Annotated in this window: 20 protein-coding genes; 4 read left to right on the top strand and 16 right to left on the bottom strand. The window is 72.6% G+C overall.

From position 1 onward, the window contains the following. Position 1 precedes the first annotated feature (1 nt). Complete coding sequence (locus IF17_RS0131475) at positions 2 to 964, bottom strand: 2-hydroxyacid dehydrogenase (RefSeq protein ID WP_030573356.1); 963 nt, start codon at positions 962 to 964, stop codon at positions 2 to 4. A 163-nt stretch (positions 965 to 1127) separates the two neighbouring features. On the opposite strand from IF17_RS0131475, the gene IF17_RS0131470 reads away from it, so the two are divergent. The 3 genes from IF17_RS0131470 to IF17_RS0131460 all read left to right on the top strand — a co-directional run bounded on the left by IF17_RS0131470 (position 1128) and on the right by IF17_RS0131460 (position 3803). Next, on the top strand, positions 1128 to 2084 hold the full coding sequence (locus IF17_RS0131470) for an aldo/keto reductase (protein WP_030573353.1): 957 nt from the start codon (positions 1128 to 1130) through the stop codon (positions 2082 to 2084). 123 nt (positions 2085 to 2207) lie between these two features. Beyond that, a complete protein-coding gene (locus IF17_RS0131465; RefSeq protein ID WP_030573351.1) occupies positions 2208 to 3419 on the top strand; it encodes a PQQ-dependent sugar dehydrogenase in 1212 nt (403 codons plus the stop codon). A 69-nt stretch (positions 3420 to 3488) separates the two neighbouring features. Beyond that, the gene (locus tag IF17_RS0131460) at positions 3489 to 3803 is read left to right on the top strand and encodes a DUF6191 domain-containing protein (protein ID WP_030573349.1); all 315 of its coding nucleotides are present in this window, start codon (positions 3489 to 3491) and stop codon (positions 3801 to 3803) included. A 39-nt stretch (positions 3804 to 3842) separates the two neighbouring features. Here the strand turns inward: IF17_RS0131460 and IF17_RS0131455 are convergent, their stop codons facing one another. Next, entirely contained in the window at positions 3843 to 4202 is a 360-nt protein-coding gene (locus IF17_RS0131455; protein WP_030573346.1) for a DoxX family protein, read from the bottom strand. Between the two features lie 47 nt (positions 4203 to 4249). Between IF17_RS0131455 and IF17_RS0131450 the strand changes: the two genes are divergently transcribed. Further along, on the top strand, positions 4250 to 5176 hold the full coding sequence (locus tag IF17_RS0131450) for a sigma-70 family RNA polymerase sigma factor (RefSeq protein ID WP_244890564.1): 927 nt from the start codon (positions 4250 to 4252) through the stop codon (positions 5174 to 5176). Here the strand turns inward: IF17_RS0131450 and IF17_RS0131445 are convergent. From IF17_RS0131445 to IF17_RS0131380, 14 genes are all read right to left on the bottom strand, one after another. Next, positions 5161 to 8250 (bottom strand): helix-turn-helix transcriptional regulator, encoded by a 3090-nt coding sequence (locus IF17_RS0131445; RefSeq protein WP_030573340.1) that lies wholly within the window; start codon positions 8248 to 8250, stop codon positions 5161 to 5163. The genes IF17_RS0131450 and IF17_RS0131445 overlap by 16 nt on opposite strands. Next, positions 8247 to 8438 carry a hypothetical protein gene (locus IF17_RS0131440; RefSeq protein WP_030573337.1) on the bottom strand — a complete coding sequence of 64 codons (192 nt, stop codon included), beginning with the start codon at positions 8436 to 8438 and terminating at the stop codon, positions 8247 to 8249. The genes IF17_RS0131445 and IF17_RS0131440 overlap by 4 nt, the downstream gene beginning before the upstream one ends. 268 nt (positions 8439 to 8706) lie before the next feature. After that, a complete protein-coding gene (locus IF17_RS0131435; RefSeq protein ID WP_030573334.1) occupies positions 8707 to 9342 on the bottom strand; it encodes a hypothetical protein in 636 nt (211 codons plus the stop codon). A gap of 71 nt (positions 9343 to 9413) precedes the next feature. Then, entirely contained in the window at positions 9414 to 9971 is a 558-nt protein-coding gene (locus IF17_RS0131430) for a GNAT family N-acetyltransferase (protein WP_030573331.1), read from the bottom strand. Further along, complete coding sequence (locus IF17_RS0131425; RefSeq protein ID WP_030573329.1) at positions 9949 to 12189, bottom strand: MMPL family transporter; 2241 nt, start codon at positions 12187 to 12189, stop codon at positions 9949 to 9951. The genes IF17_RS0131430 and IF17_RS0131425 overlap by 23 nt, the downstream gene beginning before the upstream one ends. A gap of 179 nt (positions 12190 to 12368) precedes the next feature. Next, positions 12369 to 14480 (bottom strand): phosphocholine-specific phospholipase C, encoded by a 2112-nt coding sequence (locus IF17_RS0131420; RefSeq protein WP_030573326.1) that lies wholly within the window; start codon positions 14478 to 14480, stop codon positions 12369 to 12371. Between the two features lie 123 nt (positions 14481 to 14603). Beyond that, on the bottom strand, positions 14604 to 15863 hold the full coding sequence (locus IF17_RS0131415; protein WP_032772892.1) for an arsenic transporter: 1260 nt from the start codon (positions 15861 to 15863) through the stop codon (positions 14604 to 14606). Positions 15864 to 15962: 99 nt separating this feature from the next. After that, entirely contained in the window at positions 15963 to 17471 is a 1509-nt protein-coding gene (gatB, locus tag IF17_RS0131410) for an Asp-tRNA(Asn)/Glu-tRNA(Gln) amidotransferase subunit GatB (RefSeq protein ID WP_030573320.1), read from the bottom strand. A 17-nt stretch (positions 17472 to 17488) separates the two neighbouring features. Continuing rightward, positions 17489 to 17722 carry a hypothetical protein gene (locus IF17_RS0131405; RefSeq protein WP_018509752.1) on the bottom strand — a complete coding sequence of 78 codons (234 nt, stop codon included), beginning with the start codon at positions 17720 to 17722 and terminating at the stop codon, positions 17489 to 17491. Between the two features lie 5 nt (positions 17723 to 17727). Then, entirely contained in the window at positions 17728 to 19230 is a 1503-nt protein-coding gene (gene gatA, locus IF17_RS0131400) for an Asp-tRNA(Asn)/Glu-tRNA(Gln) amidotransferase subunit GatA (RefSeq protein WP_030573318.1), read from the bottom strand. A 5-nt stretch (positions 19231 to 19235) separates the two neighbouring features. Continuing rightward, on the bottom strand, positions 19236 to 19532 hold the full coding sequence (gene gatC / locus IF17_RS0131395) for an Asp-tRNA(Asn)/Glu-tRNA(Gln) amidotransferase subunit GatC (RefSeq protein WP_003966094.1): 297 nt from the start codon (positions 19530 to 19532) through the stop codon (positions 19236 to 19238). Positions 19533 to 19646: 114 nt separating this feature from the next. Next, on the bottom strand, positions 19647 to 21800 hold the full coding sequence (locus IF17_RS0131390) for a putative bifunctional diguanylate cyclase/phosphodiesterase (RefSeq protein ID WP_030573315.1): 2154 nt from the start codon (positions 21798 to 21800) through the stop codon (positions 19647 to 19649). A 366-nt stretch (positions 21801 to 22166) separates the two neighbouring features. Beyond that, complete coding sequence (ligA, locus tag IF17_RS0131385) at positions 22167 to 24419, bottom strand: NAD-dependent DNA ligase LigA (protein ID WP_030573313.1); 2253 nt, start codon at positions 24417 to 24419, stop codon at positions 22167 to 22169. Positions 24420 to 24451: 32 nt separating this feature from the next. After that, positions 24452 to 25480: a methionine synthase gene (locus tag IF17_RS0131380; RefSeq protein ID WP_030573310.1), complete on the bottom strand. Its 1029-nt coding sequence runs from the start codon at positions 25478 to 25480 to the stop codon at positions 24452 to 24454. Between the last annotated feature and the right edge of the window lie 61 nt (positions 25481 to 25541).

Below are 25541 nucleotides of genomic sequence, written 5' to 3'. Positions count from 1 at the left end.
CTCAGCCGGTGGTGCTGACGACGTTCGCGAGCGGCTCCCCCGCGGCGAACCGGGTGAGCTGCGTGGCCAGCAGCCGCTTGGCGCGCGGTTCGAACGCCGAAGTGCTGCCGCCCACATGAGGCGTGATCAAGACATTCGGAGCATGCCAGAGAGGATGGCCGGACGGCAGCGGTTCCGGGTCGGTGACGTCGAGTGCCGCCCGCAGCCGTCCGGATTCCAGTTCGGCCAGCAGGGCCTTGGTGTCCACGACTCCGCCCCGGGCGACGTTGACGAGGAGGGCCCCGTCCGGCATCGCGGCGAGGAAGTCGGCGTCCACGAGCCCCCGCGTGGAGGGGTTCAGCGGGGTGGAGAGCACGACGACGTCGGCCTCGGGTAGCAGGGCCGAAAGGTCGTCGAGCGTGTGTACGGGGCCGCGCTCGGTGGTCCGGGCGGAGCGCGCGACCCGCGCGACCCGCGCGCACTCGAAGGGCGCGAGCCGGTCCTCGATGGCCGCGCCGATGGAGCCGTACCCCACGATCAGGACGGACTTGTCGGCGAGCGCCGGGTAGAAGCCGGACCGCCACTCCTCCTTGTCCTGGCCATGGACGAAGCCGGGGAGGTCGCGCAGGGAGGCCAGGATCAGGGCGAGCGTCAGCTCCGCCGTGGACGCCTCGTGCACCCCCTTCGCGTTGCAGAGGCGTACGCCGGGGTGCAGCAGGCCGAGCCCGGGCTCCACGTGGTCGATGCCCGCGGAGAGCGTCTGCACGACCTGGACGGCGCTCATGGCGTCCATCGGCCGGACGGCGACCTCTGAACCCTTCAGGTAGGGGACGACGTAGTACACGCAGTCCGCGGGGTCGCCGGGGTACTCCGGGCCGCCGTCCCAGAAGAGGTAGTCGAGGCCTTCGGGGAGGCCGTCGATCTCCTCGGCCGGAAAGGGCAGCCACACATCGGCACGCGTCGCGCCGGCAGTCGTCTCAGTCATGGTCAGGAGGCTATGCGACGGGTGTGCGAGTGCTCCAGGACGGCTGATCGAAGTCGCGGCCGGGCCAGAGGTTAGTTTGGTGCGGTACGGCCCCGTGACCGCGGGAAACGAGGGAGGGTTCGGGGAGTTGGAGCGCAGGACTATCGGGGCGTCGGGGCTCGCCGTGGGCGCGGTCGGTCTGGGCTGTATGCCGATGAGCTGGGGTTACAGCGCGTCGCAGCAGCACGGTGACCGCTCGGTGCGCACGGTGCACGCGGCACTCGACGCCGGTGTCCGGCTGCTCGACACCGCCGACATGTACGGGCCGTTCACCAATGAGCTGCTGGTGGGGCGAGCACTGAAGGGGCGCCGCTCCGAGGCGTTCCTCTCCACCAAGTGCGGGCTCCTGGTGGGCGATCAGCACATCGTCGCCAACGGGCGCCCCGGTTACGTACGACGGGCCTGTGACGCCTCGCTGCGAAGGCTCCAGACCGATGTGATCGACCTCTACCAGCTGCACCGGGCCGACCCGGAGGTGCCGGTGGAGGAGACCTGGGGCGCGATGGCGGAGCTGGTGACGGCGGGCAAGGTGCGTTCGCTGGGGCTGTGCGCGGTGGGGGCGCGCGCGCCGCGCCGGTCGGGCGCCGGGCCGCATGCGGGAACGATCCGGCAACTGGAGCGGATCCAGCAGGTCTTCCCGGTCAGCGCGGTCGAGGCGGAGCTGTCCGTGTGGTCGCCGGAGGCGCTGGAGGAGCTGCTGCCCTGGTGTGCGGCGCGCGGGGTCGGGGTACTCGCCGCGATGCCGCTGGGCAGCGGCTATCTGACCGGGACGCTCAAGCCGGGCCAGGGGTTCGAACCCGAGGATCTGCGGGCCCGGCACCCCCGGTTCACGGCCGAGATGATGGCGGCGAACCAGCCGGTGGTGGCCGGTCTGCGGCGGATCGCGGAGCGGCGCGGGGTGAGCGTGGCCCAGGTGGCGCTGGCGTGGGTGCTGCGGCAGGGGCCGCACGTCGTGGCGGTGCCGGGCGCGAAGCAGGAGAAGTGGGCGGTGGAGAACGCGCGGGCCGCGGAGGTGGAGCTGGACGAGGCGGACCTGGCGGAGATCGCCGGGCTGCCCCGGGCACGCGGTTCGTGGGACTGAGGCCGCGCGCCCGGCAGGAGGTGGCGGGAGAATGGGCCGCACCGGGAACTTCTGGCAGGGCCGCGAGGTAGGAACAGGTAGGACGAAAGAGCCAGTCGGGCAGCCGTCGAAAGGATCGGTCCAGTGCGCGGTGCTGTGTTCGGATCAGTTCAGTCCCCCGTGGTGCGCAGGGGGGTGGTGGCCGCGCTGGCGACGGCCTCGCTGGTCCTGTCCGCCGCGTGCTCCACGGGCGGGGAGGAAGGCACGTCGGGTACGGGCGCCGCCTCACCGACCGCCTCGCGAAGCCCCGGCTCCTCCGCGTCGCCGAGCGCACCGGCCGATCTGCCGCCCGCCAAGGGCTCGGCGAAGGTCGTCTCGACGCTGACCGAGGGGCTGAAGTCGCCCTGGGGGCTGACCGCGCTGCCGGGCGGTGACCTGCTGGTCGCCTCGCGCGACGAGGGCACGATCCACCGGATCGACGGCGAGAACGGGAAGCAGACCCTGCTCGGCTCGGTGCCCGGGGTCTCCCCGGCGGGCGAGGGCGGTCTGCTGGGGCTCGCGGTCCCCTCGACGTTCGCCGCCGACGGCTGGGTGTACGCGTACGTCACCACCACCTCCGACAACCGCATCGTCCGCATGAGTTACGACGAGAAGCGCCCGGCCGGTCAGCAGCTCGGCGCCCCGGACACGATCCTGCGCGGCATCCCCAAGGGGAACATCCACAACGGCGGCCGGATCGCGTTCGGCCCGGACAAGATGCTGTACGCGGGCACCGGGGAGACCGGGGACACCGGGCTCGCGCAGGACAAGGAGTCGCTGGCGGGAAAGATCCTGCGGATGACCCCGGACGGGGAGCCGGTGCACGGCAACCCGGAGGCGGACTCGGTGGTGTATTCGTACGGGCACCGCAATGTGCAGGGGCTCGCCTGGGACGCGCGGAAGCGGCTGTGGGCGGCCGAGTTCGGCCAGAACACCTGGGATGAGCTCAACCTGATCGAGCCCGGCGGCAACTACGGGTGGCCCGAGGTCGAGGGCGAGGAGGGCGAGGACGGGTTCATCGACCCGGTCGCCCAGTGGAAGACCTCCGAGGCCTCGCCCAGCGGTATCGCGTACGCGGAGGGCTCGATCTGGATGGCGGGACTGCGGGGCGAGCGGCTCTGGCGCATCCCGCTCTCCGGCGACTCCGCCGAGGAACCATTGGCCGACCCCCAGTCGTTCCTGGATGAGAAGCACGGCCGGCTGCGCACCGTGGTGAGCGCGGGCGGCGACCGGCTCTGGCTGGTCACCAGCAACACGGACGGCCGGGGGGAGCCGAAGCCCGGCGACGACAGGATCCTGCTGGTCGAAGTGGGGTAGGCGGACACCCGTCACCCCGCGCCACGCACCATGTCCGGCCCGCGCACCACGTCCGGAGGGAGCACGACCGTGTTCAATTTCTTCGAGGAGCTCTTCGCCCCGGGGCGCAAGCACGGCGCCGACGAGCAGAAGAGGCTGGAGCTGAGCCGGGTGGACGTCGCCGCCGGTGATCCGGGCCGGGGCCCGATAGACCTCACCTCCGGCAAGGTGACGGTCCGGGCGCCGGAGGCGGAGGCGGAGCCGGCCCCGGAGCGTGAGCGAGGACCGGCCGAGCGCATGCGGGACGCGCCGCTGGAGCAGGACGCCGTGCTCGCTCCCCGTACGCGCGTCGTCACGGAGCCGGTGGACGGCCGGGGCGACGGGGACGACGGGCCGCCGCCCTAGCGTGGCCGCACACCGCAGCGGCCCCCGCCCGCCCCACCGTCATGGCCCGGTCGCGAAGAAGACCGTGGCGGCGACCGCCAGGAGCAGGAAGCCGCCCGGGAAGGCGAGAGTGCGGAAGACTCGTGCCCGGACGTGCGCCAGGACCGCGCCGAGGAAGAACGCGGTCAGGCCGGCTCCTGCCGCCAGGCCCAGCCGGGGAGCTCCGAGCAGGCCGGCCAGCAGGCCGAGCGCGCCCGCCAGCTTCAGGGTCGCCAGATACGGCAGCGCGGTGGGCGGGACCCGGACCGCTGCCGAGTTCGCCAGGACGAAGGGTGCCCGTACGTAGTCCGCGATCGCGATGGACACGTTCGCGACGGCACACACCACCGTGGCGATGACCAGTGGGGAAACGGAGCTCATGGCGTCGGCATCTCCTCGGGAGGGGACAGAAGTGGGAGGGGACAGGAATGGGTTCGATCGACCGTCCTGACGTCCGCCGGCCCGGAAAGGTGACACCCCTGCCGGTCACGGTCGAGGAGTTCGAGGCGGCACGGCCACGTCTCCTGTCGGCCGCCCACCGCATGCTGGGCTCGGCCCAGGATGCCCAGGACGCCGTTCAGACCGCCTGGCTGCGGGCCGTCACCGCCCCGGCCTCACCGCCGGTCGACAACCCGTCGGCGTGGCTCACGACCGTCACCGCGCGGGTCTGCCTGGACGAGCTCCGTGCCCGGCGCCGTCGCAACGAGGCACCGTTGTTCGCGGACGCGGTCCCGGCCGTGGAGCCGGCCGCGGACGAGGCGTTCCTCCGCACGGAGGACGCCTCCCGGGCGCTCATGGTCCTGTTGAGCCTGCTGACCCCGCCGCAACGGGTCGCGTACGTCCTGCACGATCTGTTCTCCCTGCCGTTCGACCGGGTCGCCGAGGTGCTGGGCGGGACGGTGGCCGGTGCCCGGCAGCACGCCAGCAGGGCCCGCCGACGCCTCGGCCCGGCCCAGGAGACGCCGGAGCGGACGGGTGCGGCGGACGGGCCGGACCCGCGGATCGTGGGCGCCTTCCTGACCGCGGCCCGGACCGGCGACACCCGCCGGATGCTCCAGTTGCTCGCACCCGACTGCGTCCGTGACGCCGACGCGGCGCTCCTGCCTCCCGGGGGCCGCACCACGGTCACCGGCGCGGCCGACATCGCCGCCGAGACGGCGCACTTCCGTGATCGCATCGCGGCGGTCTGCACCCTCAGCGCCGCCGGCCGGCCGTTGTACGTCATCGCCCCCGGGGGACATCCCCTCGCCACGCTGGAGATCGGCACGGCAGGCGGGCGGGTCACACGCATCACGTTGCGCTCGGTCCGCGCCGATGGCCGTTTCGCCGAGGCGAGGGGTTACGGAACCGGGTAGAGCCGGAGGCGGTGGGCCAGGGCCGCCGCCTCGCCCCGGGAGGCGACGCCGAGCTTGGCCAGGATGTTGGAGACGTGCACGCTCGCGGTCTTCGGTGAGATGAACAGCTCCTCGGCGATCCTCCGGTTGGTGTGGCCGGCCGCGACCAGCCGGTGCACGTCCTGCTCGCGCGGGGTGAGCCCGAAGGACTCGACGGCGGTGATCTCGGGGTGCGCCTCCTCGCCGGGTCCGCGTCCCGAGCCCGGCCCGGCGGCGTCCAGGGAGATCCGGGCCCGCGCCGCCAGGTGGCGGACCGCCTCGGCCAGCGGGCGGGCGCCGAGGCGGTCGGCGGTGGTGTGGGCACCGCGCAGCAGATCCGCCGCGGCGGACCGGTCGCCGGGGGCGGTGAGCAGCGCCTCGGCCCAGCGGTGGTGGGTCTGCGCCAGCTCGTACGGGCGGGAGAGCGGGGCGAACGCGGCCGCCGCGCGCGCCCAGTGGTCCGGGGTGTCGGCGCCCTCCGCGCGGGCCAGTTCGGCGTCGATCGCCAGTCCGTGCGCGGCCCAGACGGGGACGAGCAGGGGCAGCCGCCTGACGTGCCGGCGGATCAGGGCCAGCGCCGCCGGGCGCCCCGGCTCGGTGGCGGGCAGCCCGCGGGCGTCCGCCTCGATCGCGGCGGCGGCCTGGAGCAGCGGCAGCGCGTCCCGCTGGGTGCCCGTCGGGAAGCCCCGCGCGGCCGCCTCCTCGAAGACCTCCCGCGCCTCGGCGGTCCGGCCGCGCGCCGCCGCCAGCAGTATGGTGTGCCGGGCCAGGGGGATCTGGTACTGGGGCTGCGGATCGCGCCGGCCGAAGTGCTTCCGGGCGAGCGCGAGCTGCTCCTCCGCCTCGGCGAAGTCTCCCCGGGCGATGGCCAGTTCGGTACGGCGTACGGCGGCCAGGCCCTTGGGCTCGGGAATGAGGGCGAGGCGTTCCACCGCCGCGGCCGCGGACTCGCTCCGCGCCCAGTGGCCGAGCGAGAAGAAGGACTGCGCCTGGTTGGCGTACACCCAGGCGCCGGAGTCGGCCAGGCCGTGGCGGTGGCAGACCTCGATGCCGTGGTCGGCGGCGGCGACGGCCTCCAGCGAGCGGCCCATGGCTTCGAGGGAGGAGGGCAGGTTGATGCTCACCCGGCCCACCAGGTGGACCAGCTTCCGTTCGTCGGCGCGGTCGCGGACGGCGTACATCTCGGCGAGCCCGTCCTCGACGCCCCCCGCGTCGGCGGTGAGCCAGCCCCGGGTGAGGCGGGCGTGCAGCTCGATGTACTCGTCGCCGACGAGGCGGGCGTACTCCACCGCCCGGTCGCTGTCGGCCAGTGCCTGCGGTCCCGGCTCGTGCAGCGCCCGCCAGCTCGCCACATGGGTGAGCACTTCGGCGTGCACGGCGGATGGCGGCAGGCCGCGTACGAGCTCCTGCGCGGTGGCCAGCTCCTCCCACCCGTCGCCCCGGTCGAGCCCCTGGGTCAGCCGGGAGCGCTGGACCCAGAACCAGGCCGCGCGCAGCGGGTCTCCCTCGGTCTCCAGGGTCCGCAGGGCCTTCTTGCACAGGGCCAGGGCGCGTGAGCGTTCACCGCAGAAGCGGGCGGCGACGGTGGCCTCGGCCAGCACGTCGAGGTGGCGCAGCGGGGTGGTGGCGCTCTCGTCGCCCGAGGCCGGGTAGACCTCGGCGAAGTCGAAGGGGCGCAGGGTCTCGCGTACCGCGTCGGGCACCTCGTCCCACAGCTCCATCGCCCGCTCCAGCAGCCGCAGTTGCTCGGCGTAGGCGTAGCGGCGCCGGGCCTCCACGGCGGCGTGGAGCACGGCGGGCAGGGCCTTGGCGGCGTCGTGCGCGGCGTACCAGTAACTCGCCAGGCGGGTGGTGCGTTCGTCCTCCCGGACCAGGGACGGGTCGGCCTCCAGGGCTTCGGCGTACCGGCGGTTGACGCGGGTGCGCTCACCGGGCAGCAGGTCGTCGCTGACGGCCTCGCGGACCAGGGAGTGGCGGAAGCGGTAGCCGCCGCTGTCGGGGGCGGGTTGCAGCAGGTTGGCGCCGACGGCGGCGCGGAGGGCTTCTTCGAGGTCGTCGTCGCCGAGCCCGGCGACGGCGGCCAGCAGTTCGTGCTCGACGGAGGAGCCGCCCTCGGCGACGATCCTGGCGAGCCGCTGGGCGTGGTCGGGGAGCGCCTCGACCCGCACCAGCAGGAGGTCACGCAGCGACGCGGAGAGGCAGGAGCTGTCGCCGGAGCTCTCCATGGAGCGGGCCAGCTCCTCGACGAAGAACGCGTTGCCGTCGGAACGTTCGAAGATCTCGTCCACCACCGCGGCCCCGGGCGTCACCGCGAGGATGGAGGTGAGCTGGCTGCCGACCTCGTCGTGGCTGAACCGGCCGAGTTCGACGCGGGTGACGGTGCGCAGCCGGTCCAGCTCGGCGAGGAGCGGGCGCAGGGGGTGGCGGCGGTGGATGTCGTCGGCGCGGTAGGTCCCGACGACCAGGAGGCGGCCGCTGCCCAGGGTGCGGAAGAGGTAGGCCAGCAGGTGCCGGGTGGAGGCGTCCGCCCAGTGCAGGTCCTCCAGGACGAGGACGACCGGGCGGTCGGCCGACATCCGCTCCAGGAGCCGGACGGTGAGCTCGAAGAGGCGGGCGGTGCTGTGCTCGTCGGTCGCGTCGCGGGGGGCCTCGCCGAGCTCGGGGAGGAGCCGGGCCAGCTCGCCCTCCTGTCCGGCGCTCGCGGCGGCCATCTCCTCGGGCAGGGCGCGGCGCAGGGCGCGCAGGGCGGCGGGAAAAGGGGCGTACGGCAGCCCTTCGGCGCCGATCTCCACGCAGCCGCCGACGGCCACCACGGCGTCGCGCCGGGCCGCCCGGCCGGCGAACTCCTCCACCAGCCGGGTCTTGCCGACGCCCGCCTCACCGCCGATCAGCAATGCCTGCGGTTCACCGGCCCCGGCGCGGGCGAGCGCTTCGGTGAGCGCACCGAGCTCCGCGGCGCGTCCGACGAACCGGGGACTGACTGACCTGGTCTCCACGGTCTGGAGCATCGCATACGGGTCCACGCGGACGGCAGCGTTCTCCGTCCTGGTGATCATGGTCTCAGCGCGGCGCGGACGAAGCCGGCGAGGCGGCCCCGGCCCCGGCTCACCCGCCCTCCGGGGTCGCCGCGCCCGGCACGGCGCTCGGCCCGGCGGGCGAGGCGGACCAGGCGGACCTCGCGCTCGGCGTCGGCCCGGCGGATGAGCTCGGCGGAGGTGCTGCGGTACAGCGCGTCGTCGTACATGAGATGCTCCCTGGTGCCGGTCGCAGCGGGGGCGGGGAAGCCGGCCGGCCGGTCGGCCGGGGCTCTGCTTCCGCTGTGCCTCCACTGTCGTGGGCCAGGGGGTGGGGCCACATCGGGTGAGTGCCGCATCTTCGCCGGGCGGGGGGCCTCAGACCCCGGGGCCGGATGCCTTAGGCCTCAGGCCCGGGAGCCGGATGCCTGAGTTCCTCCTGTCCGGGGCTCAGCAGCTCCTCGTATCCGGGGCTCAGCAGCTCCTCGTATCGGGGGCTCAGCCCGCCGGTGTGCCCGCTACCGGCAGGGAGAGGAACAGGTCGAAGTACATGCCCGCGGAGATCAGCACGCCGAGGGTGCCGAGCGCGACTCCGGCCAGCGCGACCGCCCGGATCCAGGCGGGCTGCGGCCGTGTGGCGGGGGTGCCGAAGGCGGGGCGGGCCAGGACGAAGGCGCCGACGAGCAGGGCCAGCACCGCGAAGACGCCGTTGACCAGGGCGGTGGTGTGCCAGGCGTCCCCGTAGATCTCGGAGATCTGCTGGGCGGCGCTGGAGCCGCCGGCGGTCTGGATCTGGCCCATCAGGGTCTCGCGCTCGGCGGCGACCCGGCCGGACCAGGCGCCGGTGAGGGCGACGATGCCGAGGGCGGCGGAGACGACGGCCGTGGCGCCCGCGCCGACGCCGTGGCGGGCCTCGGTGAAGGGGTCGGGCTCCAGGTCCTCGGGCTCCAGGCCGTCGTCCTCGGCCTGGTCGGTGGCCTCCGCCGGTACGGCGGCCTCGTCGCGGTCCTCCGCCGGTACGGCGGTCGCGGTGGGGTCCTCCGTGACGGCGGCGTCGGCGCTGTTCTTCTCGGGGTCGTCGGCGGGCGAGGCCGTCTTGGAGAGGTCGGTCGTCTTGGAGGGGGTGGTGTTCATGTGCCGCACGCTAGGGGTCCCGGATGAGAACCCCCTTAACGTCCGGGTGAGAGCCGCCTAGACGCCGGGGCTCAGCGCCCGGTGCGGGCCCGCCATTCCGGGGCCAGCACGGACCAGATCTCCGAGTCGTGGCGTACACCCCGGTAGAGGTAGTTCTGCCGGATCACCCCGTCACGGGTCATGCCGAGCCGCTGGGCGACGGCGATCGAGCGGGTGTTGGCGGCGGAGGCGTCCCACTCGATGCGGTGCATGCCCCGCTCGTACACCGCCCAGTCGATCAGCCGCTCGGCGGCCCGGGTGATCAGGCCCCGGCCCTGGGCGGCGGGCTCCAGCCAGACGCCGATCTCGCAGTTGCCCGACTCCGCGTCGAAGATCCGGAACAGGACCCCGCCGACGAGGGTGCCTTCCAGCCAGATGCCGTACAGCCGTCCGGTGTCCGCCGCCTGCTTCTCCGCGTACCGCCGGAGCAGGGCGCGTGCCGAGTCCAGGTCGGTGGCGAAGGAGGCGAACGGGATCCACGGGTCGACCAGCTCCCGGGCCCGGTCCATATGGGTCAGGAACTCCTCGGCCTGCCAGACCTCCAGCGGGCGCAGCTCGGCCTTGTCGTCACCCAGGGATATGGCGAACATCGTGCTCCTCCTTTGCCGGCGCGGCGCCCTCCTCCGTGACGCGCGCACCCGGGATCTTCGCATGATCCACCGCACAGTCGGGCGGTTCGATGCTGATCCGGGGCAGTCGGCGCTCCAGCCAGCCCGGCAGCCACCAGTTGGCGCCGCCGAGCATGTGCATCAGGGCGGGGACCAGCAGGGTGCGCAGGACGAAGGCGTCCAGGGCGACGGCGGTGGCCAGCGCGATGCCGAACATGGCGATCACCCGGTCGCCGCTGAGCACGAAGGCGAGGAAGACGGAGATCATGATCACGGCGGCGGAGTTGATCACCCGGCTGGTCTCGGCGAGGCCGACCCGGACCGAGCGCCGGTTGTCGCCGGTCTCCAGCCACTCCTCGTACATCCGGCCGACCAGGAAGACCTGGTAGTCCATGGAGAGGCCGAAGAGGACCGAGACCATGATCACGGGGAGGAAGGGTTCGATGGGCCCGGCGCTGCCGAGGCCGAGCAGCTCACTCCCCCAGCCCCACTGGAAGACGGCGACGACGACGCCGAAGGAGGAGGCGACGGCGGCCACGTTCATGACGGCGGCCTTGACCGGGATGCCGATGGAGCGGAAGGCGAGCAGCAGGAGCAGGCAGCCGAGGCCGATGACGACCCCGACGAAGAGGGGCAGCTTGCCGACGATGATCTCGGCGAAGTCGTCGTAGCTCGCCGTCACCCCGCCGACGTACGTCTCCAGCGAGCTGGTGTCCGTGACCGGCGGCAGCACGTCCTCACGGATGCGGTCGACCAGCTCGCTGGTCTCCTGCGACTGGGGCGCGGAGTCGGGGACGACCGTGAGGAAGGCGGTGTCGCCGCTGCTGTTGTACGTGACCGGGCTGACCGAGGCGACGCCTTCGGTGGTACGCAGCTTCTCGGGCAGCGAGTCCAGGGCGAGCCGGTCGTCGGCGCCGTCGAGCTGGGCGGCGATGGTGAGGGGGCCGTTGACGCCGGGGCCGAAGCCGTCGGCGATCAGGTCGTAGGCCTGCCGGGTGGTGGCGGTGGCCGGGTTGTTGCCCTGGTCGGAGGTGCCGAGGTGGAGGCCGAGCGCGGGCAGGGCGAGCACGGTCATGACGACGGCCGCGATCCCGCCGAGCAGCTTGGGGTGGCGCTCCACGAAGGCGGACCAGCGGGCGGCGAAGCCGGTGGGCAGTTCGGGGCGCGGTCCGTGTTCGGCGAGCTGCCGGCGTTCGCGACGGCTGAGGGCCCGCATCCCGATCCGGGAGAGCAGGGCGGGCAGCAGGGTGACGGAGGCGGCCACGGTGAGGACGACGGTGAGCGAGGCGGCGATGGCGACGCCGTTGAGGAAGCTGAGCCGCAGGATCAGCATGCCGAGCAGCGCGATACAGACGGTGGCCCCGGCGAAGACGACCGCGCGGCCGGTGGTGGTGACCGCGTTCTGCGCCGCTTCGTCGACCGACATCCCGCGCCGGAGCCCTCTGCGGTGCCGGGTGACGATGAAGAGCGCGTAGTCGATGCCGACGCCGAGCCCGATGAGCATGCCGAGCATCGGGGCGAAGTCCGCCACGGTCATCACATGGCCGAGCAGGACGATGCCCGCGTAGGCGGTGCCCACGGAGACCAGGGCGGTGGCGATGGGCAGCAGGCTGGCTGCGAGCGAGCCGAAGGCGAGGAAGAGGACCACGGCCGCGACGACCACGCCGACCGCCTCGGCGATGTGGGCGGAGGGCGCCTCGGTGAGGGCGACGGCGGTGCCGCCCAGTTCGACCTCCAGCCCGTCCGCCTCGGCTCCCTTCGCGGTGTCCACGAGGGCCTGGGCCTGGGAGACGGGGATCTCGTCGGCTGGGCGGTCGAAGGTGACCGTGGCGTAGGCGGTGCGGCCGTCCTCGCTGATCTGGCCGGTGGACTCGGCTCCGTACGGGCCGGTGACCGCGCCGACGCCGGGCAGGGCGTCGATCGCGTGGAGGGTGCGGGTCATCGTCTGTTCGACGTCGGCGGCCCGGACCGTGGAGCCGGTGGTGTGCCAGACGACGGTGTCGGTGTCACCCCCGAGGTCGGTGAAGCCGCGCGAGAGGAGCTCGGTGGCCCGGCCGGACTCCGTACCGGGCACCTCGTAGTCGTTGGAGTACGCGGAACCCGCGAATCCGGCCGCGGCGGCGGTGCCGCCGAGGGCGGCGAGCCAGATGAGGACGGCGAGCAGACGGTGCTTGATGCACCAGCGGGCGATGGCGGCCAACGGACGGGCTCCCTGCGGGTTCGTGGACCTTTACCCGCAGATGGAGGGATCTGCCCGTAAACGTCACATGACCTGAGACCGCCACTCTCTCAGCAGAAAATGATCCTTTGTCCGTTTCGTGGCCATGGTCACAAGGGTTGATCTCCTCCCTACATAGGACACGCACCGCCGGTCGCGGGTCAGCCGGAGACGCTCGCCCGGCCGTTCTCGATGTGCCCCATGAGCCGCCGCCGGAAGCCGTCCTCCCCGTCGGCCGTCACGGCGAGGTCGTACCAGCCGTGGGCGTCGGCCGCCGAGTGCACGACCGTACGGCTGCGGCCCGGCTTGACCGTGACGCGGCGGGTCCAGTCCCGCAGGTCGTCCTCCTCGACATAGCCGAGCGGCCGGACCAGGAAGGTCAGCGGGCGGCGGCCGGTATTGCGCAGGGTGAGGTGTACGTCGCGGTCGCGGGTGTCGATGCGGGTGGCGACCTCGGCGCCGCCCTGGGCCGGCCCGACGAACTCGCGCCGGAAGCCGTTCGGCCCGGTGACCGTGAAGCGGTACGCCTCCCCCGTCAGCGGAACGGTCCAGTGCCCCGAACCGCGTACGTCCTTGTGGAGCGGGGCCGCGAACTCATTGGCGTACGGGTAGAGCGTGAAGTGCGCCGAGGACCGGCCGCTGTTGCTCAGCTCCACCCGCATCGCGCCGCCGGTCCCCAGCCTGACCTGGGCGTCCGGCTGGTACGGCAGCGGGCGCGCCGGGCGTGCGCCGGGCTCCTGCTCGGGGAGGTGCTGGACCGACGGGGGCTTCGGCTGCCAGCGGCCGGTGAGCGGCGGGATCGCCCCGGGCACCTGGACGGCGGGCTGACGCCGGGCCCGGGTGAAGTCGAAGGCGGAGGTGAGGTCGCCGGTGACGCGGCGCCGCCAGTCGCTGATGTTGGGCTCCTTCACCCCGGTCCAGCGCTCCAGGAAGCGGATCACCGAGGTGTGGTCGAAGACCTCGGAGCAGACGTACCCGCCGACGGTCCACGGCGAGACGACGAGCAGCGGCACCCGGATGCCGAGGCCGGTCGGGCGGCCCTCCCACTGCTCGTCGGTCACCTCGGGGGGTGCGACGGGCGGCGGGACGTGGTCGAAGAAGCCGTCGTTCTCGTCGTAGTTGATCAGTACGGCGGTGTGCCGCCAGACGTCCGGGTGCTTGCCGAGCGCGTCCAGGATCTTGTAGACGATGGTGGCGCTGTGCACGGGCGAGGAGACGCTCGGGTGCTCGGAGTCGATCGCCGAGGGCACCAGGTAGGAGACCTCCGGCAGCGTCCCGGCCGCCACGTCCTTGGCGAACTCGTCGGCCAGCGTCCCGGTCGGCACCCGGCGCAGCCCGCGCTCGAACAGGCTGCGCTCCTGCTTGGTGAGGGTCGCGACGCCCTCCTCCAGCAGCCCGAGCAGCCGGGTGCGCTCGGCCTCGGAGGCGCCGCGGACCTTGGCGTAGAAGGCCTCCATGTACGTGGGGCCGCCGGTCTTGGCGAGTGCCTTGCGGGCGATGGCCTTGAAGGTGGCGTAGAACTCGATCTGGTTGTCGGTGAAGTTCTCCCACTCCGTGTACGTCCGCCAGCTCCGCCCCGCCTTTTCCAGCCGCTCGGCGTAGGTGGACCAGTCGTAGCCGGGGTGGCTGCCCTCGTTGTACGCGTCGTTGCCGACGGCCCGCTTCCCGTTCGGCTCGTAGCCGGTCCTGCCGCTCCAGAGGTGGTTGCGGTTGGGGCTGGTGGAGGTGTGGATCGAGGAGTGGTAGGCGTCGCAGACGGTGAAGGTGTCGGCCAGCTCGTAGTGGAGCGGGATGTCACGGCGGTCGTAGTACGCCATGGTCGCCGCGGTCTTCGCGCTGATCCAGCCGTTCATCCAGCCGCCGCCCCAGGCCTTCGCGCCGCCGTTCCAGGAGTGGTCGAGGGCGCCGATGTACTGGAGGTCCTTCTTCTGCTCCTCGGCCGCCCCGCGCACCGGGAACGGCAGGACGGTGGCGCCGGAGGGGCCGGGCTGCTCGAAGACGGTCCCCCCGGTGGGCAGCTCGATGGCGTTACGGTCGCCGAAGCCGCGTACGCCGCGCAGGGAGCCGAAGTAGTGGTCGAAGGAACGGTTCTCCTGCATGAGGATCACCACATGCTTGATGGCTCCGAGCCCTCCGCCTCCGGACCCCGCGTGGGCGGGCTGCGCGGCGATGGCTGCCTGGAGCGACGGCGGCAGGAACGATCCGGCCGCAGCGGCGCCGAGCGCGCCCCCGCCGAGGGCGAAGAGCCGCCGCCGTGACATGTCCGTGGTCAAAGGAGCCTCCCGTTTTCGGTGGTTACAGCCGGGAAGCTAGTCAGGTCAGGTGGCGCCGGGAAGGACTGCGTACGGCCCGGTGGTGAACGTCCAAGAGGTCGGACGAGAAGTCCAAGAGCCGCCCTACACCCCGATGAGGTGCAGCGATCCCCACAGCGCGAGGGTGGACGCGAGGAGCGTCGCCGGTACGGTCGCGAGCCCCAGCCGGGTGAACTGACCGAGTTCCGGGGCGTCCCCGTGGGCGTGCAGGATGCGGCGCCACAGGAGGGTGGCGAGGGAGCCGACGTACGTGAGGTTGGGGCCGATGTTCACCCCGATCAGGGCGGCGAGCAGCGGTCCGGGGCCTGCCGACGCGACGATCGGGAGCAGGGCGAGGATCGCGGGCAGGTTGTTGATCAGGTTGGCCAGCAGCGCGGCGACCACGGCGACGCCGAGCAGCGCGGGGAGCGTGTCGCCGTCGGGCAGGAGGGCGGCGATCCCGTCGCCGAGGCCGTTGTCGACGACCGCCTTGACGACGACGCCGAGCGCGAGGACGAAGAGGCAGAACAGCGGGTTGGCCGAGCGGACGACGGCGAGCGGCGTGGTCTCGCGCTTGACGAGGGCCCGTACGGCGAGCACGGCCGCTCCCGCGAGCGCCGCCCACAGCGGCTCGGCTCCCTCGAACGAGGTGACGACGAAGCCGGCCAGGGTCAGCGCCAGCACGACGAGCGTGAAGACGGGTACGGGCGTGCGCTCGGCCTCGGGATCCGGCGCGTGCGCCCCGGCGGCCAGGTCGGCCTTGAACGCGCGGCGGAACACCATGTACTCCACGGCGATCGCGGCGAGCCACGGCAGCGCCATCAGCGCGGCGAACCGGGTGAAGGAGAGGCCGCTCGCGGTGAACGCCAGGAGGTTGGTGAGGTTGGAGACGGGGAGCAGGAGGGAGGCCGAGTTGGCGAGGTGCGCGCAGGCGTAGACGTACGGGCGGGGCCGCGCGCCGACCCGCGCGGCGGTGGCGAGGACCACCGGGGTGAGCAGGACCACGGTGGCGTCCAGACTGAGGACGGCGGTGATGAGCGAGGCGACGACGAAGACCCCGCCGAGCAGGGGCCGGGTCTGCCCCCGGCAGGCGCGCGCCACCAGATCCCCGGCGGCCCGGAAGAGCCCCTCGTCCGCGCAGAGCTGAGCCAGCACGAGGATCGCCGCGAGGAACCCGACGACGGGCAGCAGCTCGCCGACCTGTTCCCGGGCCTCGGGCCACGACACCGCCCCCACCACCACCACGAGGACGGCGGCGGGCACGGCGACGGTCGCCTCGGGCAGGCCCCTGGGGCGTACGACGGCGAAGGCGAGGACGCCCAGGAGGAGGGCGAAGGAGACGAGCTCGGCGGTGACGGTGTTCAGGGCGGTCTCTCAGAGCGAGGGTTCACGGATGAAGGGGCGGTGCGCCCGCACGTAGGTGAGTACGTACGGGCGCACCGCCCCTTCGGGACGATCAGGGGATCAGCCCTCGACGCCGAGCTTCTCCAGGATCAGCTCGCGCACGCGCGCCGCGTCCGCCTGGCCGCGGGTGGCCTTCATGACCGCGCCGACGAGCGCGCCCGCCGCCGCGACCTTGCCGCCGCGGATCTTGTCCGCGATGGCCGCGTTGCCCGCGATGGCCGCGTCCACGGCCGTGGAGAGCGCGCCCTCGTCCGAGACGACCTTCAGGCCGCGCTTCTCGACGACGGTGTCAGGGTCGCCCTCGCCCGCGAGGACGCCCTCGATGACCTGGCGGGCCAGCTTGTCGTTGAGGTCGCCCTTGGCGACGAGCGCGGCCACCCGGGCGAGCTGCGCCGGGGTGATCGGCAGCTCGTCCAGGCCGCGGCCGGTCTCGTTGGCGTTACGGGCCAGCTCGCCCATCCACCACTTGCGGGCCTGGTCCGCCGGGGCGCCCGCCTCGATCGTGGCGACGATCAGCTCGACCGCGCCCGCGTTGAGGATGGACTGCATGTCGTGCTCCGAGACGCCCCACTCCTCCTTGAGCCGCGCCCGGCGCAGCCGGGGCAGCTCGGGGAGGCCCTTGCGGAGCTCCTCGACCCAGTCGCGGGCGGGTGCCACGGGCACCAGGTCGGGCTCGGGGAAGTAGCGGTAGTCCTCGGCGTTGTCCTTGATGCGGCCGGCCGTGGTGGAGCCGTCCTCCTCGTGGAAGTGCCGGGTCTCCTGCACGATCGTGCCGCCCGAGGACAGCACGGCGGCGTGGCGCTGGATCTCGAAGCGCGCGGCCCGCTCGACGGAACGCAGCGAGTTCACGTTCTTCGTCTCGGAGCGGGTGCCGAACTTCTCGGTGCCGTTGGGGCGCAGCGACAGGTTCACGTCGCAGCGCATCTGGCCCATCTCCATGCGCGCCTCGGAGACCCCGAGCGCCTTGATCAGCTCGCGGAGCTCGGCGACGTACGCCTTGGCGACCTCGGGGGCGCGGGCGCCCGCTCCCTCGATCGGCTTGGTGACGATCTCGATGAGCGGGATGCCGGCCCGGTTGTAGTCGAGCAGGGAGTGGGACGCGCCGTGGATACGGCCGGTGGCGCCGCCGACGTGCGTCGACTTGCCGGTGTCCTCCTCCATGTGGGCGCGCTCGATCTGCACCCGGAAGATCTCCCCGTCCTCCAGCTGGACGTCCAGATAGCCGTCGAAGGCGATCGGCTCGTCGTACTGGGAGGTCTGGAAGTTCTTCGGCATGTCCGGATAGAAGTAGTTCTTCCGGGCGAAGCGGCACCACTCGGCGATCTCGCAGTTGAGCGCGAGGCCGATCTTGATGGCCGACTCCACGCCGATCTCGTTGACGACCGGCAGCGCGCCGGGCAGTCCGAGACAGACCGGACAGGTCTGGGAGTTGGCGTCCTGCTTCAGCTCCGTGGAGCAGCCGCAGAACATCTTCGTCTTCGTTCCGAGCTCGACATGGACTTCGAGGCCCATGACGGGGTCGTAGGACGCGAGCGCGTCCTCGTACGACACCAGGTCAGTGACAGTCACGGTGAAACTTTTCCCTCTCAGCCCAGCAGGACGTCGTCGTCGCCGAGACGCTTCAGTTCGCGATAGAGGATCGCGAGTCCGGTGACGATGGCGGCCGCGGAGACGGCCGCGTCGACGAGACGCAGCACGTCGTTGTCGTTGCGGGCGAGCTTCGCCTGCTTGGCGACGCTGATCGCGCCGAACGCGGTACTGCCGAGCGCGACGTACAGCCCGGTCTTGGACTTCTTGAAGTTACTGGCCTTCTTTGCCATGGCACTCACAGCGACGGAGCCTCCTCAAGCAGCGGGTGCCCCCACTTTTCCACGAAGGCGGCCTCGACGGCGGCTCCGACCTTGTACAGCCGGTCGTCCTTCATGGCGGGGGCGATGATCTGCAGTCCGACCGGCAGCCCGTCCTCCGGGGCCAGGCCGCAGGGGAGCGACATGGCGGAGTTGCCCGCCAGGTTGGTGGGGATGGTGCACAGGTCCGCGAGGTACATCGCCATCGGGTCGTCGGCGCGCTCGCCGATCGGGAAGGCGGTGGTCGGGGTCGTCGGGGAGACGATCACGTCGACCTGCTCGAAGGCCTTCTCGAAGTCCTGGGTGATGAGGGTGCGGACCTTCTGGGCCGAGCCGTAGTACGCGTCGTAGTAGCCGGAGCTGAGCGCGTACGTCCCCAGGATGATGCGGCGCTTGACCTCGTCGCCGAAACCGGCCTCGCGGGTGAGCGCGGTGACCTCCTCGGCCGACTTCGTGCCGTCGTCGCCGACCCGCAGGCCGTAACGCATGGCGTCGAAGCGGGCCAGGTTGGAGGAGCACTCGGAGGGCGCGATCAGGTAGTACGCGGAGAGCGCCAGGTCGAAGGACGGGCAGTCCAGCTCGACGATGTCCGCGCCCAGCGACTTCAGCAGCTCGACCGACTCGTCGAAGCGCTGGAGGACACCGGCCTGGTAGCCCTCGCCGCGGAACTGCTTGACGACGCCGACGCGCATGCCCTGGACGGAGCCGTTGCGCGCGGCCTCGACGACCGGCGGGACCGGGGCGTCGATGGACGTCGAGTCCAGCGGGTCGTGCCCGGCGATCGCCTCGTGGAGCAGGGCAGCGTCCAGGACCGTACGGGCGCAGGGCCCGCCCTGGTCGAGCGAGGACGAGAAGGCGACCATGCCGTAGCGGGAGACGCCGCCGTAGGTGGGCTTGACGCCGACCGTGCCGGTGACGGCGGCGGGCTGGCGGATCGAGCCGCCGGTGTCCGTCCCGATGGCGAGCGGGGCCTCGTAGGAGGCGAGGGCGGCGGAGGAGCCGCCGCCGGAGCCGCCGGGGATGCGGGTGAGGTCCCACGGGTTGCCGGTGGGGCCGTAGGCGCTGTTCTCGGTGGAGGACCCCATGGCGAACTCGTCCATGTTGGTCTTGCCGAGGATGACGACGTCGGCGGCGCGCAGCTTCTGGGTGAGCGTGGCGTCGTACGGCGGGACCCAGCCCTCAAGGATCTTGGAACCGACGGTGGTCGGCATGTCCTTGGTGGTGAAGATGTCCTTCAGCGCGAGCGGGACACCGGCCAGCGGGCCGAGCTTCTCGCCCGCCTCACGCTTGGCGTCCACGGCACGGGCCTGGGCGAGGGCGCCCTCGCGGTCGATGTGCAGGAAGGCGTGGACCTTCTCGTCTACCGCGTCGATCCGGGCCAGGTGGGCCTCGGTGACCTCGACGGCCGTGAGCTCGCCGGAGGCGATCTTCGCGGCGATCTCGGCCGCGGTGAGCTTGATGATGGTGCTGTGGTCCGTCATGGCGATTAGTCCTCCCCCAGGATCTGCGGCACCTTGAAACGCTGCTGCTCCTGGGCCGGGGCGCCGGAGAGCGCCTGCGCGGGGGTGAGCGACGGACGGACCTCGTCCGCGCGCATGACGTTGGTCAGCGGCAGCGGGTGGGAGGTCGGCGGTACGTCTTGGTCGGCGACCTCGGAGACGCGGGCGACCGCGCCGATGATGTCGTCGAGCTGACCGGCGAAGTGATCGAGCTCTTCGCCCTTCAGCTCCAGACGCGCCAGCCGGGCGAGGTGGGCGACCTCCTCGCGCGTGATGCCAGGCATGCAGCGATCCTCAGGGGTTGGTGTGTGGTTTTGGGCCCAATCCTATGGGGTCCCCCGAGGCCGGGTACCCCACCCCGATCGGCCCACCCTTTTTGCCCGGCCCGCCGCCGTGCCTCAGGTCGTCGCCGGGCCCGAGACCGTACGCCCCTGGGGCTGGTGCTGCTCGGCGTCCGGCTTGCCGTTCGCCGCGGCGGCCGCCGCCTGGGCCTCCAGCTCCGCGGGGCGGCGCCAGCCGTGCCGGCCGCGGGCCCGGAGCCAGGCCGTCGTCTCCTGGGGCGGCATCGCGGCCGCCACCAGCCAGCCCTGCACCGCGTCGCACCGCAGGTCCCGCAGCCGCTCCCAGGTCTCGTCGTCCTCGACGCCCTCGGCGACGACGACCAGGCCGAGCGAGTGGGCCAGGTCGATCGTGCAGCGGACGATCTCGCCGTCCTCGTGGTCCAGGGCGAGGCGGGCCACGAAGGACCGGTCGATCTTCAGCTCGCTCACCGGCAGCCGGCGCAGATGGACGAGGGAGGAGTACCCCGTACCGAAGTCGTCCAGGGACATCTTCACGCCGTGCGCCGTCAGCCCGGCCAGGGTGTCGGCGGCCCGCTGCGGGTCCTCCAGCAGGACGTGCTCGGTGATCTCCAGCTGGAGCGCCGAGGCCGGGACGCCGTGCCGGGCGAGGCGGGCGGCGACACCGCCCGCGAAGCCGGGGGTGTGCACGTCGCGCGGGGAGACGTTGACCGCGACCGGCACGAACAGGCCCTGCGCCCGCCACCGGGCGACCTGCGCCAGCGCCGTCTCCAGGACGTACTCCGTGAGGTGCGGCATCAGCCCCGACGACTCCGCGATGGCGATGAACTCGTCCGGGGGGACCCGGCCGCGCTCGGGGTGCACCCAGCGCACCAGCGCCTCCAGGCCGGCCACCTGGCCGTCGAAGCGGACCTTGGGCTGGTAGTGCAGCTCGACGTCGCCCGCGTCCAGCGCCCGGCGCAGGTCGCCCAGGAGCCCGAGCCGGTCGGGGGTGTTGCTGTCCCGCTTGGACTCGTACACCTCCACGCCCGTACGGTCGCGCTTGGCCTGGTACATCGCGACGTCCGCGCGGCGGAGCAGCCCCTCGGCGTCCAGCGCGTGGTCCGGGTAGACGGCGACCCCGGCGCTGGCCTCCAGCACGAGGACAAGACCGTCCAGGTCGAGCGGTGAGGACAGCTCGGCCACCAGGTGGCGGGCGACCCGCTGGGCGCTGGTGGTCGAGTCGGCCTGCGGCAGGAGTACGGCGAACTCGTCGCCGCCGAGCCGGGCGGCCTCGGCGCCGGGCGGCAGGGCGAGGCGGAGGCGTTCCGCTATCTGGAGCAGCAGCCGGTCCCCGGCGAGGTGGCCGAGGGTGTCGTTGACCGCGCGGAAGCGGTCCAGGTCGATCAGGACCAGCGCCGACCTGGTGCCCACGCTCTCGGCGTCCTCCAGGGCCGACCAGGTCCGCTCCAGCAGCCACTGGCGGTTGGGCAGGCCGGTCAGCGGGTCGCGCAGTTGCTCCTCGGCGCGGGCGCGGGCGATCCAGAGCGTGGAGTCCAGGGCGATCAGCGGGACCGCGAAGAGCGGCAGCACGACGGGCATGGACATCGCGACGACGCAGATCAGCGGGGCGAGGCCGAGCAGGGCCACGGCGACGAGCCCCTGGCGCAGCAGGGCGGTGCGGGCGATGGTCGGCAGCCCGCCGTTCTGGGGCGCTCCCGCGTACCACAGCAGGACCCGGGTGACGAGCAGATACGTCGACGCCGTCAGGAGCAGCTCCGGGACGGCGGCGATGCCCCAGTCGAGTGGCAGCCAGGGCCGCTCCACGGTCGGCACCTCGCCGAACGCGGCCAGCACGAGCGCCGCCGCCGCGATGCCGAGGATGTCCACCGCGCCGTGCAGGAGCCCCTGCCACCAGCGGTGTCTGCGGGCGCTCCCGACGAGGACCACGACGACCAGGCTGACCAGACCCGCGGGCAGCCAGCCGTAGAGCAGCAGCACGGCGAGGGTGAGGGCGGCCCCGGAGCCGGTGCCGCCCCACCAGCGGTCGCGGCCGAGCGCGACCAGATGGCCGACGATGATCCCGGTGAGCACGGCGATCGACCAGCCCACGGTGCCGTCCGGGAAGAGGGCGTGGCCGTCCTGCACGGTCCGGTAGAAGCCGGCCGCCAGAAGTAACGCGGCGATCCCGATGACGGCGGCGCCCACGGGGGACGTGAGGCCGACGAAACCTTGCAGCCGCGACACCGGGGCGGCGCTCTCGGTCGGTTTCATTCCGTCCCTCTCACAGCCGGCGGTGCCGAAGTCCCTCGGTGGCCCCCGCTCCCTTGCTCGCACGGCCCCGTACGGGCGGCCGGTGCACGGCAGGCGCTACCCCTCAACAGTAGGCCGCGAAAGGCTTCCAGGGGCAGCGCTCTACAGCTCTTGCCGAAGGCGAACCGACGACCCGTCACCATCTGCTATGCGCCGAACGGGTGACGTCGGTGGGCCGTTCGGGCTCCGGCCGACCCTTCTTCGCCCCTCTGCCCCGTTTCTTCCCCACCCGGGGCGCGCCACGCCGGGGCCACGTCTCGAAGTCGTCTCGATCCGGCGAACAGAGGATGTCCGGGAGTGGCGGGCGCGTCGCCGGGGGGCGGTGGTCTACTCGGGCGCGGCTTCCGGGGCTTCCGCGTCAGCTTCCGGCGCGGCTCCCGGGGCCGCTTCCGGTACGGACAGGGCCGCATCCCGGGCCGCGTCGGGGCCCTGTTCGAGGAGGACGGCGAACCCGGCCTCGTCCAGCACGGGGACCTTCAGCTGCATGGCCTTGTCGTACTTGGAGCCGGGGTTGTCGCCGACGACCACGAAGGCGGTCTTCTTCGACACCGATCCGGTGACCTTCGCCCCGAGGCTCTGGAGCGCCTCCTTGGCGCCGTCCCGGGTGTAGGCGGTGAGGGTGCCGGTGACGACGACGGTGAGCCCTTCGAGGGGGCGGGGGCCCTGCTCCTCGTCCGAACCCTCGTCGGCCATCCGGACCCCGGCCTCGCGCCACTTGCGCAGGATCTCGCGGTGCCAGTCCTCGGCGAACCACTGCTTGACGGAGGCGGCGATGATGGGGCCGACGCCGTCCGCGTCGGCCAGCTCCTGCTCGGTGGCCTCGTCGATCCGGTCGATGGAGCGGAACTGGCGGGCCAGCTCCTGGGCGGCGACGGGGCCGACGTGCCGGATGGAGAGCCCGGTGAGGATCCGGGCCAGCGGCGCCTCCTTGGCCGCGGCGATGCCCTCCAGCATGGCCACCGCGTTCTTCTTCGCCTCACCCTGCTTGTTGGCGAAGACCGTCGCGATCTTCTCCTCACCCGTCTTCGGGTCGCGCTTGGGCAGCCCGCTGTCCTGATCCAGGACGTACGCCCGGATCGGCAGCAGCTCCTCGATGGTGAGGTCGAACAGGCCGCTCTCGTCCTTGAGGACCGGCTCGGCGGGCTCCAGGGGCCGGGTCAGGGCGGCGGCGGCCACATAGCCGAAGTGGTCGATGTCCAGGCTCTTGCGCCCGGCGAGATAGAAGACCCGCTCGCGCAACTGGGCGGGGCAGGTGCGGGCGTTGGGGCAGCGGAGGTCGATGTCGGCCTCCTTCATCGCGCGCAGCTCCGTACCGCACTCGGGGCAGTGCGTCGGCATCTCGAACGCCTTCTCGGTGCCGTCGCGCAGGTCGACGACAGGGCCGAGGATCTCCGGGATGACGTCGCCCGCCTTGCGGATGACCACGGTGTCGCCGATGAGGACGCCCTTGGCCTTGACCACCTCCTGATTGTGGAGGGTGGCGAACTCGACCTCGGAACCGGCCACTTCGACCGGCTCGACCTGGGCGTACGGCGTGACCCGGCCGGTGCGGCCGACGCCGACGCGGATGTTGACCAGCTTGGTGTTGACCTCTTCCGGGGCGTACTTCCAGGCGATGGCCCAGCGCGGGGCGCGCGAGGTGGAGCCCAGCCGGCCCTGGAGCGGGATCTCGTCGAGCTTGACGACGACCCCGTCGATCTCGTGCTCCACGGAGTGCCGGTGCTCGCCGAAGTACGCGATGAACTCCCGTACGCCTGCGAGGGAGTCGACGACCTTGTTGTGCTTGGCCGTGGGCAGGCCCCAGGTGTGGAGGAGCTCGTAGGCCTGGGAGAGGCGGTCGAGGGTGAGGCCCTCGTGTGCGCCGATGCCGTGCACCACCATGTGGAGCGGGCGGGTGGCGGTGACCTTGGGGTCCTTCTGGCGCAGCGAACCGGCCGCCGCGTTCCGCGGGTTGGCGAACGGCTTGTCGTCGGCGGCCACCAGCCGGGCGTTCAGCTCCTCGAAGGCCTCCATCGGGAAGAAGACCTCGCCCCGGATCTCGACCAACGCGGGGATGTCCTCGCCCTTGAGGCGGTGCGGGATCTCGGCGATGGTGCGGACGTTGGGCGTGATGTCCTCACCGGTGCGGCCGTCCCCCCGGGTCGCCGCCCTGGTCAGCCGGCCGTGCTCGTAGGTGAGGTTGACGGCGAGCCCGTCCACCTTGAGCTCGCACAGGAAGTGGTGGTCGGGCGTGCCGACGTCCTTGGCGACGCGCTCGGCCCAGGCGGCCAGCTCCTCGTCGTCGAAGGCGTTGTCCAGGGAGAGCATCCGCTCGCGGTGCTCGACGGAGGTGAACTCCGTGATGTAGGGCCCCGCCACCTTCTGGGTCGGGGAATCCGGGGTCCGGAGCTGGGGATACTCGTCCTCCAGGGCCTCCAGGGAGCGCATCAGCCGGTCGAACTCGGCGTCGCTGACGACCGGCTGGTCCTTCACGTAATACCGGAAGCGGTGCTCCTCGATCTGCTCGGCCAGCAGTGCGTGGGTCTCCCGCACGCCCGCCGGGACCGAACTCTCCTGCTCCACCCGCTCTTCGCCCGCCATCGTCCCGTCCTCCTGTGTACCCGTCGTCCCCGTCACTCAGGGTTGTCCGCGAGCGACCTCGCCGCCCGGGCGCTGTGGGCGAGCGCGGCGCGGGCATAGGCGGGCGACGCGCCCGCGAGACCGCACGACGGAGTGATCACGACGGACTCGGCGAGAGTCCCCGGATTCAGCCCCAGCCTGCTCCACAGCGTCCTGACCCCCATGACGCTACCGCCCGGGTCCGACAATGCCGTCGTTGCCGCGTCGGTGGAGGGCACCACGCCCAGGAACAGCTGGGTGCCGCCTTCGACCGCTTCCCCGATCGTCTCCTCCTCACGCTCCGTGAGGAGGGAGAAGTCGAACGAGATTCCGGCGGCCCCGGCCCGGCGCAGCAGCGCGAACGGCACCTCGGGGGCGCAGGAGTGGACGATCGTCGTCCCCTCCTCGCCCGCGACGGCGAGGACGTCGCGCAGCGCCGACTCGACGACCTGGCGGTCGACGGCCCGGTAGGTGCGGTAGCCGCTGGCGGAGCGGACCCGGCCCAGCAGGACGGCGGTCAGGGAGGGTTCGTCCAGCTGGAGGACCACCTCGGCGTCGGGCATGCGACGGCGCACCTCGGCGAGGTGGGCGCGGAGCCCCTCGGCCAGCGAACCGGCCAGGTCACGGCAGGCTCCGGGGTCGCCCAGCATCGCCTCGCCGCCGCGCAGTTCCAGGCCGGCGGCCAGCGTCCACGGGCCGACGGCCTGGACCTTGAGCAGGCCCTCGTACCCCTGGGTGAACTCCTCCAGGGCGTCCAGGTCCTCCCCCAGCCAGGAGCGGGCGCGGCGGGTGTCGCGGCCGGGCCGGTCGCTGATCCGCCAGCCGCTCGGCTCGACGTGTCCGTACATCTCGACGAGCATGCCGATGGTCCGGCCGATCATGTCGGCGCCCGGTCCGCGCGCCGGCAGCTCCGCCAGGTACGGCATGCCCTGGCCGTCGGCGAAGGAGCCGGTGACGGTCTTCGCCGCCTCCCTCGCGTCTCCCCCGGGCATCGACCCGATCCCGGTCGCCGGGCACCCGCTCAACTTGCTCTTCTCGCTCACGCGGGAAGCCTACGGTCCCCCGCGTGCGCTCGGCGTACGCGGGGCGCCGGGGTCAGCGGCC

Source organism: Streptomyces cyaneofuscatus (genome assembly GCF_000718135.1).
Lineage (GTDB): Bacteria > Actinomycetota > Actinomycetes > Streptomycetales > Streptomycetaceae > Streptomyces > Streptomyces cyaneofuscatus.
This window is presented reverse-complemented; position numbering and strand designations above follow the sequence as displayed.

What these genes read in the sequence shown, in the direction of transcription:
- IF17_RS0131390 (WP_030573315.1), bottom strand. Translation starts at nt 21,800, where the DNA reads ATGAAACCGACCGAGAGCGCCGCCCCGGTGTCGCGGCTGCAAGGTTTC.
- IF17_RS0131445 (WP_030573340.1), bottom strand. Translation starts at nt 8,250, where the DNA reads ATGATCACCAGGACGGAGAACGCTGCCGTCCGCGTGGACCCGTATGCG.
- IF17_RS0131430 (WP_030573331.1), bottom strand. Translation starts at nt 9,971, where the DNA reads ATGTTCGCCATATCCCTGGGTGACGACAAGGCCGAGCTGCGCCCGCTG.
- IF17_RS0131475 (WP_030573356.1), bottom strand. Translation starts at nt 964, where the DNA reads ATGACTGAGACGACTGCCGGCGCGACGCGTGCCGATGTGTGGCTGCCC.
- IF17_RS0131450 (WP_244890564.1), top strand. Translation starts at nt 4,250, where the DNA reads ATGGGTTCGATCGACCGTCCTGACGTCCGCCGGCCCGGAAAGGTGACA.
- ligA (WP_030573313.1), bottom strand. Translation starts at nt 24,419, where the DNA reads ATGGCGGGCGAAGAGCGGGTGGAGCAGGAGAGTTCGGTCCCGGCGGGC.
- IF17_RS0131440 (WP_030573337.1), bottom strand. Translation starts at nt 8,438, where the DNA reads ATGTACGACGACGCGCTGTACCGCAGCACCTCCGCCGAGCTCATCCGC.
- IF17_RS0131405 (WP_018509752.1), bottom strand. Translation starts at nt 17,722, where the DNA reads ATGGCAAAGAAGGCCAGTAACTTCAAGAAGTCCAAGACCGGGCTGTAC.
- gatC (WP_003966094.1), bottom strand. Translation starts at nt 19,532, where the DNA reads ATGCCTGGCATCACGCGCGAGGAGGTCGCCCACCTCGCCCGGCTGGCG.
- IF17_RS0131435 (WP_030573334.1), bottom strand. Translation starts at nt 9,342, where the DNA reads ATGAACACCACCCCCTCCAAGACGACCGACCTCTCCAAGACGGCCTCG.
- IF17_RS0131455 (WP_030573346.1), bottom strand. Translation starts at nt 4,202, where the DNA reads ATGAGCTCCGTTTCCCCACTGGTCATCGCCACGGTGGTGTGTGCCGTC.
- gatA (WP_030573318.1), bottom strand. Translation starts at nt 19,230, where the DNA reads ATGACGGACCACAGCACCATCATCAAGCTCACCGCGGCCGAGATCGCC.